Origin of the sequence: Enterococcus sp. AZ040 (genome assembly GCF_050499185.1) — a bacterium.
GTDB classification, from domain to species: Bacteria; Bacillota; Bacilli; order Lactobacillales; family Enterococcaceae; genus Enterococcus_D; species Enterococcus_D entomosocium.
Map to the genome: position 1 here is coordinate 1,077,996 of NZ_JBMHEW010000001.1, position 12,199 is coordinate 1,090,194.

General features: G+C 42.2%; 10 protein-coding genes. 5 read left to right on the plus strand and 5 right to left on the minus strand.

The annotated features are described in order from the left end of the window. Positions 1 to 434 precede the first annotated feature (434 nt). Positions 435 to 1,595: a hydroxymethylglutaryl-CoA synthase gene (locus IGK63_RS04965; protein ID WP_086372697.1), complete on the minus strand. Its 1,161-nt coding sequence runs from the start codon at positions 1,593 to 1,595 to the stop codon at positions 435 to 437. A gap of 192 nt (positions 1,596 to 1,787) precedes the next feature. On the opposite strand from IGK63_RS04965, the gene IGK63_RS04970 reads away from it, so the two are divergent. Beyond that, positions 1,788 to 4,262 carry a hydroxymethylglutaryl-CoA reductase, degradative gene (locus IGK63_RS04970; RefSeq protein WP_422708659.1) on the plus strand — a complete coding sequence of 825 codons (2,475 nt, stop codon included), beginning with the start codon at positions 1,788 to 1,790 and terminating at the stop codon, positions 4,260 to 4,262. Positions 4,263 to 4,300: 38 nt separating this feature from the next. Here IGK63_RS04970 and IGK63_RS04975 read toward each other — a convergent pair whose 3' ends face one another. The 3 genes from IGK63_RS04975 to IGK63_RS04985 form a co-directional block, all read right to left on the minus strand. Further along, the gene (locus IGK63_RS04975; RefSeq protein WP_086299636.1) at positions 4,301 to 5,005 is read right to left on the minus strand and encodes a hypothetical protein; all 705 of its coding nucleotides are present in this window, start codon (positions 5,003 to 5,005) and stop codon (positions 4,301 to 4,303) included. Between the two features lie 114 nt (positions 5,006 to 5,119). Next, positions 5,120 to 5,401: a hypothetical protein gene (locus tag IGK63_RS04980; protein WP_005237130.1), complete on the minus strand. Its 282-nt coding sequence runs from the start codon at positions 5,399 to 5,401 to the stop codon at positions 5,120 to 5,122. A 25-nt stretch (positions 5,402 to 5,426) separates the two neighbouring features. Next, positions 5,427 to 6,272: an aldo/keto reductase gene (locus IGK63_RS04985; protein WP_016621006.1), complete on the minus strand. Its 846-nt coding sequence runs from the start codon at positions 6,270 to 6,272 to the stop codon at positions 5,427 to 5,429. A 162-nt stretch (positions 6,273 to 6,434) separates the two neighbouring features. On the opposite strand from IGK63_RS04985, the gene IGK63_RS04990 reads away from it, so the two are divergent. After that, positions 6,435 to 7,439, plus strand: a complete 1,005-nt coding sequence (locus tag IGK63_RS04990; protein WP_005237126.1) for a nucleoid-associated protein — start codon at positions 6,435 to 6,437, stop codon at positions 7,437 to 7,439. A 128-nt stretch (positions 7,440 to 7,567) separates the two neighbouring features. On the opposite strand, the gene IGK63_RS04995 is transcribed toward IGK63_RS04990, so the two are convergent. Then, positions 7,568 to 7,927, minus strand: a complete 360-nt coding sequence (locus tag IGK63_RS04995; RefSeq protein ID WP_034872187.1) for a YxeA family protein — start codon at positions 7,925 to 7,927, stop codon at positions 7,568 to 7,570. A gap of 244 nt (positions 7,928 to 8,171) precedes the next feature. Between IGK63_RS04995 and tuf the strand changes: the two genes are divergently transcribed. The 3 genes from tuf (at position 8,172) to dnaG (ending at position 12,197) form a co-directional block, all read left to right on the plus strand. Then, the gene (gene tuf, locus IGK63_RS05000; protein ID WP_005237121.1) at positions 8,172 to 9,359 is read left to right on the plus strand and encodes an elongation factor Tu; all 1,188 of its coding nucleotides are present in this window, start codon (positions 8,172 to 8,174) and stop codon (positions 9,357 to 9,359) included. Positions 9,360 to 9,574: 215 nt separating this feature from the next. Beyond that, complete coding sequence (locus IGK63_RS05005) at positions 9,575 to 10,204, plus strand: lysozyme family protein (RefSeq protein WP_016613074.1); 630 nt, start codon at positions 9,575 to 9,577, stop codon at positions 10,202 to 10,204. Between the two features lie 157 nt (positions 10,205 to 10,361). Beyond that, complete coding sequence (dnaG, locus tag IGK63_RS05010) at positions 10,362 to 12,197, plus strand: DNA primase (RefSeq protein WP_008381016.1); 1,836 nt, start codon at positions 10,362 to 10,364, stop codon at positions 12,195 to 12,197. Positions 12,198 to 12,199 lie beyond the last annotated feature (2 nt).

The following is a 12,199-nucleotide window of genomic DNA, read 5'->3' on the forward strand; positions in this document are numbered from 1 at the left end:
CAATCGTCTAAATGGATTCGATCCTATACCAAGCGTAAACGTATATTGGCAACCATTTAGAAGATTTTCTACATGGCTGCAAGTTCAAGTTAAAATGCTTTAGCCATCATAGATACAAACAAAACTCGTTTTGCGGTTTGCATCCATAATGTGTTATGAATACAAACTATCTAAAGTAGCTAAAGTAAAAGATATTCAGTTGTGGGGACACGGTCGTTTTTAACATAAAAAAGTTCCTCCATACTTGAATTGTTTTTAGTATAGACAAAAAAAAGCGGACTGTCAAATGTTTTTCCTGAATTATCTGAAAATTTTTGAATAACAATCAGAAAAAGTCTGAAAAAGATGCTTTGTTTCAACAAATTAAAAAGAAAGAAAAAAACTTTGTTTCATCAAGCTTTCTTGCTTGAAAATAAACAAAGTTTTTCTTAACATCACTCGTTTTCTTCTTTATAATAACGAATGGTATTTTTTATTTCACGAATACTGTAAAGCAGATCATCTTCAAAGGATTGATCTTGATCAATATCGATGGTCTCATTGAACATTGCTTCGTATTCAGCGATCGTTAGTTTTTGACGGGCATCAAGTAACGTTTGGTGAGCAGCTTGTGCTAACTGTTTTTCATAACCGGGTACCAATACGCCGCTGAAAAATTCAGCAACCGCTCCTGAGCCGTAACTAAACAGTCCTATCCGATCATTGGCTTGCAAGCTGGAGGAATTTTCCAATAAAGAGATCAAGCCTAGGTACAATGAACCCGTATACAAGTTGCCGGTACGACGACTGTAAACGATCGATTCTTCATAGCGAGCCATCAGGCGTTCTTGTTGCGTTTCTTCTTCTTCGGCAAAAACAGCCAATAAGGCTTTTTTTCCCATTTTTGTATAAGGAATATGGAAACTCAATGCAGCGTAATCTTTTGCTGTGCGTTGCGTTTTTTCGCAATGGGCTTGCCAAACTTGTTTAAAGGAATCGATATAGACGTCATTTGACAAGTGGCCATCTACCATTGGATATTGATGACCAACGGGACGCCAAAAATCATAAATGTCTTGCGTCAACATCAAATTATCGTTATCCAACTGCAAAATCGCTGGATCTGCAGAGATCAGCATAGCAACTGCACCTACGCCTTGAGTGGGCTCTCCACCGGAAGCTAAGCCATAACGGGCGATGTCTGAAGCCACCACCAAAACTTTGCTTTTTGGATTGGCTTGTACGTGGGCTTTAGCAAACTGTAAGCCTGCTGTTGCGCCATAACACGCTTCTTTGATTTCAAAGGAGCGGGCAAATGGTTGAATACCCAATAGGCGATGCAAAACCACTGCCGAAGCCTTTGATTCATCGATGCCGGATTCTGTGCCGACGATCACCATATCAATTGCTTGTAAATCTTCTTTTGTGAGGATATCTTTTGCCGCATGCATGGCAAAGGTGACGATATCTTGCGTTTTTTTATTGACCGCCATTTGATCTTGACCGATCCCGATCGTAAATTTATTTGGGTCGACCTCTCGGGCGTGAGCTAGATCAACCATATCTATAAAATAGGGGGGGACATAAAAATTTATTTTATCAATACCAACGTTCATTCCGTCGCTCCTTTATGTTCTACGTACTTAGTAGGCTACACGTTCTAAGGTATCATATTTTTTGAAAAAAATGAAAAAGAATTGATTAGAATTTAAACTTTATTAAAGAAAGTAGAAAAGGGCACAGCAAGCTGATGTGGGGTATTCTTTTTTGGAAGATTTAATGATATATTTCAAGAGGAGGTGACGTACGTGGAAGAAGTTGTCATTATCGACGCACTAAGAACGCCAATTGGCAAATACCATGGGTCATTAAAAGAATATTCAGCAGTAGAATTAGGAACAATTGCTGCGAAAGCCTTGTTGGCAAGAAACCAACAAGCAAAAGAACATATCGCACAAGTGATTATCGGAAATGTCCTGCAAGCAGGCAGTGGGCAAAATCCAAGTCGCCAAGTTTCCCTGCAAAGTGGGCTTTCTTCAGATATTCCAGCCTCAACGATCAACGAAGTTTGCGGTTCGGGAATGAAAGCGATTCTAATGGGCATGGAGCAAATTCAGTTAAACAAGGCATCAGTCGTCTTGACTGGTGGGATCGAAAGTATGACGAATGCGCCGCTATTCAGTTATTATAACAAGGCGGATGATCAGTATTCAAATCCAGTATCGACAATGATGCATGATGGCTTAACAGACGCTTTTAGCAGCAAACCGATGGGCTTAACGGCTGAAACTGTTGCAGAAAGATATGGCATCACTCGACAAGAACAAGATGAATTTGCCTACCACTCCCAAATGAAGGCTGCCAAAGCACAAGCGGAAAAGAAATTTGAGCAAGAGATCGTACCCGTGACCGAAAAGTCTGCTACCGTTTCCCAGGATGAAGGCATTCGCGCCGCTACGACAGTCGAAAAATTAGCTGAACTAAAAACGGTTTTCAAAAAGGACGGTACGGTGACTGCTGGGAATGCCTCAACCATCAATGATGGGGCTGCCATGGTCTTGATCGCCTCAAAAAGCTATTGTGAGGAGCATCAGATTCCTTATCTGGCAGTGATCAAAGAGATCGTTGAAGTTGGCTTTGCCCCAGAGATCATGGGAATCTCACCAATCAAAGCAATCGATACTTTGCTGAAAAAGCAAGCACTGTCGATTGAAGATATCGGTATTTTTGAAATCAATGAAGCCTTTGCAGCTTCCTCGATCGTAGTAGAACGTGAACTTGGTTTGGATCCCAAGAAAGTCAACCGTTACGGTGGGGGCATTTCCCTTGGCCATGCGATTGGAGCAACCGGTGCTCGGATCGCAACGACCGTCGCTTATCAGCTAAAAGACACACAAGAATGTTATGGGATCGCCTCTTTATGTGTCGGTGGCGGGTTAGGGCTAGCGATGCTGTTAGAAAACCCTTCGGCGGCAGCAAGTCAAACCGATTTTCATGAAGAGTCGGCATCAGAAAAAACAGAAAAAAAAAAGTTTTACGCCCTTACGCCTAACGAACGACTAACCTTTCTTGAAGCACAAGGGGCGATCACAGCAGCCGAATCCTTGGTTTTTCAAGAAATGGCATTAGACAAGGAAACTTCCAATCACTTGATCGAAAACCAGATCAGTGAAGTGGAGATTCCCTTAGGTGTGGGGTTGAATCTGCAAGTGAATGGCAAGAGATACAATGTCCCGTTAGCCACAGAAGAACCTTCTGTGATTGCAGCGATGAGCAATGGAGCAAAAATGGCTGGGCCCATTACAACGACCAGTCAAGAACGTTTGCTTCGAGGCCAGATCGTCTTTATGGATGTTCAGGATCCGGAAGCGATTTTGGCAAAAGTTGAATCCGAGCAAGCAACGATCTTTGCAATGGCGAATGAGACGTATCCTTCCATCGTGAAACGCGGCGGTGGATTGCGAAGAGTGATCGGTCGGAACTTTGTGCCAGCAGAATCTGAATTAGCAACAGCCTATGTCTCAATCGATTTGTTGGTTGATGTCAAAGATGCCATGGGCGCCAACATCATCAATTCGATTTTAGAAGGAGTGGCCGACCTCTTTCGGAAGTGGTTCCCAGAAGAAGAAATTCTCTTTAGTATTTTAAGCAATCTCGCTACGGAATCGTTAGTAACAGCCACTTGCTCGGTGCCTTTTGACAAATTGAGCAAGACCGGAAATGGCAGACAAGTTGCCGAAAAAATTGTTCATGCAGCTGATTTTGCCAAGATCGATCCATATCGTGCCGCTACCCATAACAAAGGGATCATGAATGGGGTTGAAGCGCTGATTTTGGCTACCGGAAACGACACTCGCGCCGTTTCTGCCGCTTGTCATGGCTATGCTGTCCGTAATGGCCGCGTGCAAGGGTTGACTTCCTGGACCATCATAGAAGACCGTTTGATTGGTAGTATCACACTGCCGTTGGCGATCGCCACAGTCGGGGGTGCCACAAAAATATTGCCAAAAGCCCAAGCTGCGTTGGCATTGACTGGTGTTGAAACGGCGAGTGAGTTAGCTTCGCTGGCGGCAAGTGTCGGGTTGGTTCAGAATCTGGCCGCTTTGCGAGCATTGGTTTCAGAAGGTATCCAGCAAGGCCATATGAGCATGCAAGCCCGTTCATTAGCTATTTCAGTTGGAGCAAAAGGAACCGAGATTGAACAGCTGGCAGCTAAGCTGCGAGCGGCGAGTCAAATGAACCAAGAGCAAGCCCGTAAATTTTTAACAGAAATACGTAACTAAAAAAGGTTCTCTAGGGAAATTCCTAGAGAACCTTTTGTTTATCGTTTAGAAATCGCCGTGTGGGCATACGCCTCGATCAATGGAATGACTTCTAGTTTTACTTTGTATTTGCGTTCTAGAGCGGTTTCGATGGTAAAAGTATCACTTTCTGTTTCAGAAATTGTTGCTAGAACACGATCTTCTTTCGGGGAAGCTTCGATCACGGTCGTTTCTCCTGAAGATTGTTTTGCAGAAAATTTAGGGAATGCTGCGATTTTTTCGGCAAATGCTGAAAAAGTCATGGATTCGTCAGAATCATCAGCCGTTGATTTTTCCACTTCTTTAGTTTTAGTTGATGCAGGTATAGTTGGTGCCGTTTCTTCCTTCACTTCTGCTGGTTCTTTCACAGGAGCGGAGGTAGGTGCCGCACTTTCTTGCGGATTGGTCGGTAACCAGTAAGCAGCGATCTCATCGACTAAGTTATCGCTGAAACGATCAAGTAAGCCAGCTTCTAAGCGTTGAATTCGTTTCACGACGATTTTGAAGTTCTCATCTAAAGGAACAGCGATTTTTTGTTCTTTGGGTGTTTCCTTCAACAATTCAATCAATAATTCCTCTTGATTTTTAGGATTGATATAAACAGTTGTCGGAAGGTCGAACTTATCTGCTGTTTTGCGCTCGATCGCTGTAAACAACTGTTGTCGAGCTGTTTCATAAGACGGGCGGAATTGTTGTTTCAATTTTGCTAATTGTTTCTTTTTCATAATCTTCTCCTCTCGATCACTATCGATTATAAGGAAAATTTGCAGAAAAGAACAGTCATTCTCATGAAAAAATACAAAAAAAATTATATATTTCCTGAAAAAACGCCAGCGCTGCTAAAGAAGCGGCGTTGGCGTTTCTACTAGATCATTGATTTGATGGTACTTAGGCATTAGGATCAAAAGCTCCTTGTCTCCAGTGGCGACTAAGTAGTTTTCCCAAAGAAAAAAGCGTACTTCCCCAGTGAGTTTCTCAGCCAGCATCTGCTGATAGTCGCTAGACGACCATTGACGCGCCGGGAAATGTTGGACTTTGCCTGGCCATACAAGAAAAACAAAATCAGCATGTAAGGCTTTTTGAACAGCAGGGGAGAGGTGAATCAAATCAGTTGTCTTCATAGGCTTCTCCTTATAGAGAGTAAAATTAAAACCCTGTCGTATCTGGATTGGTCGCTTTCCCAACGACGCCATCTAATTGATCGATCGTATTCATGTCTTCTTCAGATAGCTCAAAATCAAAGACATGGATGTTTTCTTCGATCCGACTTGGTGTGACTGATTTTGGTAATGGCAAGAAACCATGTTGTAAAGACCAGCGTAATGCAACTTGAGCGATTGATTTTTGATGCTTTTCAGCTAATGCTTTCATTTCTGGTACATCAAATATCTTCCCGGTACCTAATGGGCTGTATGCTTCAAGCAATACATCGTGTTCTTGGCAATAAGTCACCACTTCTTCTTGTAACTCGCCAGGTGCAAGGAAAATCTGATTGACCATTGGGAAGATGGTCGCTGTTTTTTTCAATTCTTCAAAATGATGAGGCAAGAAGTTGCTGACCCCGATCGCTTTGATTTTGCCTGCTTGATACAATTCTTCAAAAGCGCGCCATGTTTCTGCATTCGCTGTTTGCCAGTTGTCACGAAAGGCTACTGGGTTTGGCCAATGGATTAAGAAAAGATCGATATAGTCTGTTTGTAGTTTCTCTAAGGACTCTTCAAAAGAAGACATCACAAGATCATAGGAATGGTTCGCATTCCACAATTTTGTAGTCAAAAAGAGTTCTTCGCGGGGAATGCCGCTTTCTTTGATCGCTTGACCAACACTGGCTTCATTTTTATAGCCTTGGGCTGTATCAATATGGCGGTAACCTACTTCCAGTGCTTTTTTGACTGATGCTACGGCAACGTCGCCGTCTGGTGTTTGCCATGTGCCAAAACCTAACTCAGGGATGGTTACATTGTTTGATAACGTATAGCTGTTCATGTTCATTCCTCCGTTTTCTGTGATACCTTTAGTTTAGCAGACGAGGACGGATTTTCCAATGAATGCATCTTTCAAAAAGGAAGTGGCCAATAAGAAAAATGACGTTTGGCTCTTGTCAGTTCGCCTATTTTTTTTGTACACTAGACAAATGGATAAGGAGCGTAACTAATGGATATTTATTTGAAACATGCGATATTACACATTATTGACCGTCAAACTGGTGATCCGGTTTTTTCTCAAGTTGAACTCGATTTGACCACGGAATACATCCGCGATTATTTGACGAAAAAAATACAGAAACTTGCAACACCGCAAACCAAAACAGGGCGTTTACTCGAAACATCAATGATCGCTCAACTGGTCAAACAAGCACCCGAAGACTTTGTCGCAGCCAGTGAAGCGATCGTCCAACGGTGGTATGAAGCGTACAAGGAAAGTGAAGATGCACCAAGTGCGGATGCCTTTGTGGTCTTGTATGAATTTGATACAAGAATGCAGTTGGCATTTTTGAAGGTCAACTATCAAGACGGCTATACGCACTTTATTGATAATGGGGAAGCTGGGATCGAAAACAATTTGATTTTGCATCGTGCCTTACTAGCAGGTAAAACTCAAAAGGCCGATGAAGGGATCACAATTGATGTGGAGAGCTTAGACTTTGAACTGATTGAAAAGAAATATAGCTTTTCAGGTGAAAAATATGCCTACTTTTCAACGAAAGTCATTGATGCCGAACCGATTCCCTCGTTAGAAGAAAACGTCAAAGTCATCAAAAAAGTAGCGGAAAAAATTGGTCAGAAATTTGAAACACCTACCTATAACGTTGTTGCCGATTTAAAAGAAGCGGTTTACGACACGATCGAAGAGTCAGGACACATTGATGTCAGTGAAGTGGCGCAAAAAGTCTTTAAAGACAATATTACCGCTCAGCTTTCTTTTCAAGAAGAAGTGGCTGAAAAAGGATTTGTCAATCAGGCACCAATGATGCGGGATGTCCGTGAGATCTCAGAGAAAAAATTCGGGAAACAAAAACTAAAATTATCTAACGGGATCGAATTGATCGTTCCTTTGGATGTTTACCGAGATCCAAATTTGATCGAATTTATCAATAATCCAGACGGAACGATTTCCGTAACGATCAAAAATGTAGAAGAAGTAATTAATCGGATGTAGGACAAAGGTCTTATGTGTGGATGATGCGGATCTAACAACATAGAACGAGCACAAAAAAGCAGAGATTCCTCTTTAAGTAATGAGGAGTCTCTGCTTTTTTTCTGGATATCTTTGATCAATATCAGCAATTATTGATCGGTCAGTTTCTCAAGGGCGGCTTTGGGAACGTCTTCTTCAGAAACTTCTTCCCAGTTCAGAACACCTTTATTAGGATTGACCAATAATTTCAAATAGGCACCTTCTCTTAAAGGCGCGGAACGGTGCTCATTCATTTTGACCGTTTTGACTTCTCCAGAGGAACTGTAAGCGTCTTGTGTGTAACGGTAGACATCTTCGGCAACTCCGTTATCACTAATTTCCGTGTCGTGCTCGCCGGCATCCCTGATGACTGTATAGTAGTCACTTCCACCATAGTAATAATGATAAGTAGCAAAACAGCCACCAAGGAAAATTGCTGCAAAAACCAGCGTTGCAATGATTTTTTTCACATTTCTCACCTCATCTTCTATTATTCATAAAAATTGTCCTACGTCCAATAGATCGAAAAAAGCAAAGAAATTCTTAGGGATTAGCAGACGAGACATCTCACTTGACTTTGACTAATTTTGACCTATAATAAGAGTAGATTTAAACTTACAAAAAATAAGTTGATACTTATGAATTTGGAAGCGTAAATCGCAAAATATGATTCGAGTCAAAGAACGACTCAACTTTCTCTAGGAGGGAAACAATATGGCAAAACAACATTATGATCGTAGCAAACCCCATGTTAATATCGGAACGATAGGACACGTCGACCATGGGAAAACAACCTTGACTGCTGCTATTACCACAGTTCTTGGGAAAAAAGGACTTGCCAATCCGCAAGATTACGCAAGTATCGACGCGGCTCCTGAGGAACGCGAACGTGGTATCACCATCAATACTGCCCATGTAGAATACGAAACAGAAAAACGGCACTATGCCCATATCGATGCACCAGGACACGCGGATTACGTGAAAAATATGATTACAGGGGCTGCCCAAATGGACGGCGCAATCTTGGTCGTATCAGCGACAGATGGCCCAATGCCGCAAACCCGTGAACATATTTTGCTTTCTCGTCAAGTGGGTGTGAAACATTTGATCGTCTTTTTAAATAAAACTGACCTTGTCGATGATGATGAGTTGATCGATTTAGTTGAAATGGAAGTCAGAGAATTGCTGACTGAATATGATTTTCCAGGTGATGACATTCCTGTGATCAAAGGCTCTGCCTTAAAAGCCTTGGAAGGTGACCCAGAGGCTGAAGCAGCGATCTTAACGCTGATGGATACGGTAGATGAATATATCCCAACACCTGAACGAGACACTGATAAACCATTATTATTACCAATCGAAGATGTCTTTTCAATTACTGGACGGGGAACCGTTGCTTCTGGTCGGATCGATCGCGGAACAGTAAAAGTCGGTGATGAAGTAGAAATCGTCGGAATCAAACCTGAAACACAAAAAGCAGTCGTGACAGGAGTAGAAATGTTCCGTAAGACGATGGACTTTGGGGAAGCTGGTGATAACGTAGGAGTATTATTACGGGGAATCACCCGGGATGAAATTGAACGGGGCCAAGTGTTAGCAAAACCAGGTTCCATCACACCACATACGAAATTCCAAGCAGAAGTCTATGTGTTGACAAAGGAAGAAGGCGGTCGCCATACCCCATTCTTTAATAACTATCGCCCACAATTTTACTTCCGTACAACGGACGTAACTGGGAATATCGTTTTACCAGAAGGAACGGAAATGGTTATGCCTGGTGACAACGTAACGATCGATGTGGAATTGATCCATCCAATCGCTGTGGAAAATGGAACGACTTTCTCCATTCGTGAAGGTGGACGAACAGTTGGTTCTGGTATCGTGACCACGATCGAAAAATAAAAATCAGTGAAACAGTGCTTCCATTATCTGAAGGAGCACTGTTTCCTTTTTCATGTCAGACCATCAACAATCCCTCCATCAGCTTAGGATTGCTTGTTTTTTTCTAAATAATCTTGTGATTTTATTAAGGATTTTTTAGGAGAGAAAAAATTCTAGTCAGCCTGTTCATTTCATAGTACGATAGATTCTGACTTAGAAAAGATGGGATGTATTTGATGAGAAAAATTCGACGTTTCCTAGGATTTGTACTGAAGCTTGCGCTCTTGCTGCTGCTGATTGGAGCAGGGGTTTGGGGCTATCGAAACTACACGGCATTGAAAGCTGTCTATGCGTATGAAGCGGAAATCGCACAGCAGACACAAGCCCACGACATCTCTGAATATCAGTCTTTAGCAATGAGTATCATGCTGACGGAGTCAAAAGGACAAGGCAATGATCCGATGCAAAGTTCTGAAAGTGTATATGGAAAACAAAACCAATTTGATACGCCAGAACAAAGCATCGAACAAGGGGTTTCTTATTTAGCCGAGTTGATCGAAAAAGCAGAGCAAATGAACTGTGATCTTTGGACCGCAGTCCAGGCTTATAATTTTGGTACAGATTATATTGATTATGTCGCTGAACGGGGTGGCGTGAACACCTTAGAATTAGCAGAAACATATTCCAGAGAGGTTTTATCCCCGTTATTAGGCAATGATACAGAACAAACCTATCGTTATTGGGGCATCCAATCGGTCTTTTATAATGGCGGTCATTTGTATCACAATGGCGGCAATATGTTCTATGCGGATCTAATAAAATTGAACCGATGGAAAATCGATGTTACGGCAGGGTTCTTTTCCTGATTGTCACAAAATAACTGAAGTAAAAAAGCTTGAAATACAAATAGAATATGGTAAAATCATTATGAGTGATTCCGTCTAATTATTCTTCGCACTGATACCTATTAGTGCGTTTTTTTACCTAATAAACGATGAATACTTACCAAATGGAGGTGAGTGGATGGCACGAATTCCTCAAACGATCATTGACGATATTCGCGAACGCAGCAATATTGTTGATATCGTGGGACAGTATGTCCAGTTAAAGAAATCTGGAAAGAATTATTTTGGTTTGTGTCCCTTCCATAATGAGAAATCACCTTCTTTTTCCGTTGCAGAAGACAAACAAATTTTTCATTGTTTTGGTTGCGGTCGTGGGGGCAATGTTTACGGTTTTTTGCAAGAGCTTGAAGGCATCAGTTTTCCTGAAGCAGTCGTCAAAGTAGCAGAAATGAACGATATTCCTCTTGATCCGCAATACCAGCAATCAGAAGGCATCAATGAAGCGACCTCACAAACGAGTCAATTGATTGCGCTGCATGAAAAAGCCGCCGAGGTCTATCATCACATGTTGGTGAATACGGCTGCTGGCCAAGAAGCGCTTGATTATTTATTGGATCGCGGATTGACGATGGCATTGATCGAAGAATTCAATATTGGTTTTGCGCCGAATGAACGCTCGTTTTTGGAGAAAGTCTTTTTGAATGAACAAGCCAAAGCTGAATTTTTTCCTGATACAGGGCTCTTTGTTCAACGAAACGATGGCTCATTGGCAGACCGCTTTTACCAACGAATCATGTTTCCGATCCGTAATCCTCAAGGAAAAACAATTGGTTTTTCTGGTCGTTGGCTAGCAAGCGAAAAAGTTGGTGATCAAGACCAGCCGAAATATTTAAATAGTCCAGAAACGATCCTTTTCAACAAGCGCGAGGTTCTGTTCAACTTTGACAAAGCACGCCGTGCGATGCGCAAAGATGGCCAAGTGTATTTATTTGAAGGATTTATGGACGTGATCGCCGCTTGGCAGGCAGGAATCGAAAATGGGATCGCCTCAATGGGGACCAGCTTGACCAATCAGCAGATCGCCCATATCGAGCGAGTGGCACAAGAAGTGATTCTTTGTTACGATGGAGATAGTGCAGGGGTTGAAGCGACAAACCGCGGGATCGAGCTTCTGCAAAACAATAGCCGTTTGAAATTATCTGTGGTGCGAGTGCCGGAACGGATGGACCCAGATGAGTATTTGCGCAAATATGGGACAGAAGCTTTTTATAAACTAGCTGTCCACGGCAAAGAAACCGTTTTTGCCTTCAAGATGGATTATCATCGGATGAATCGCAATTTAGCCAATGAGAAGGAGCAACTGGACTATGTCCAAGTTGTTTTAAATGAATTGCAGCGTGTGGATTCTTTGTTGGAGCAAGACCGCTATTTGACTCAGTTGTCTACAGAGTTCAATTTGAGTCGTGAGACCTTGCAGCAGCAGCTTAAGCAAAACCGGCAAGAGCAACGGACGATGCAAGATGTAGCGCCACCGCCGCCAACAGACACCCCTGTGGTCTTTACGCCGCCTACACGGCAGCAGCCCAAAACACAGGTGGAAAAAGCGCAAGAATTATTATTGTACCGTTTGTTTCATGACAGTACGTTAAACCATCGCTTCCGAGCGAGTGGTATATCCTTTATCCATGATCGTTATCAACAACTGTATCTGCTGTTTGATGCGTATATGGAAACAGAAGAACACTTTGTTTTAGCAAAGTTCTTAGATTTTTTAAAAGAAGATTCAATGAAAAAAATGGTGATCGATATTGCAGATCTTAAAGCTTCTGAGGAAGGGACTGAACAAGAATTTCAGGACATTCTGCAGGTCTTTCAAAAGTCGGGCATTGCTGAAGAAATCAATCAAAAACGAATCCAGCAGCAAGAAGCAAGACAAATAGGAAACCAGCAATTAGAACTTGAACTTGCAATCGAAATCATTGATTTGACCAAACGGTTGAAACAAGCTAAATAGCG

Bases quoted from the DNA above. Each gene is read 5' to 3' on its own strand.
- tuf (WP_005237121.1), top strand. From the start codon at position 8,172: ATGGCAAAACAACATTATGATCGTAGCAAACCCCATGTTAATATCGGA.
- IGK63_RS04965 (WP_086372697.1), bottom strand. From the start codon at position 1,595: ATGAACGTTGGTATTGATAAAATAAATTTTTATGTCCCCCCCTATTTT.
- IGK63_RS04980 (WP_005237130.1), bottom strand. From the start codon at position 5,401: ATGAAGACAACTGATTTGATTCACCTCTCCCCTGCTGTTCAAAAAGCC.
- IGK63_RS04990 (WP_005237126.1), top strand. From the start codon at position 6,435: ATGGATATTTATTTGAAACATGCGATATTACACATTATTGACCGTCAA.
- IGK63_RS04985 (WP_016621006.1), bottom strand. From the start codon at position 6,272: ATGAACATGAACAGCTATACGTTATCAAACAATGTAACCATCCCTGAG.
- IGK63_RS04975 (WP_086299636.1), bottom strand. From the start codon at position 5,005: ATGAAAAAGAAACAATTAGCAAAATTGAAACAACAATTCCGCCCGTCT.
- IGK63_RS05005 (WP_016613074.1), top strand. From the start codon at position 9,575: ATGAGAAAAATTCGACGTTTCCTAGGATTTGTACTGAAGCTTGCGCTC.
- dnaG (WP_008381016.1), top strand. From the start codon at position 10,362: ATGGCACGAATTCCTCAAACGATCATTGACGATATTCGCGAACGCAGC.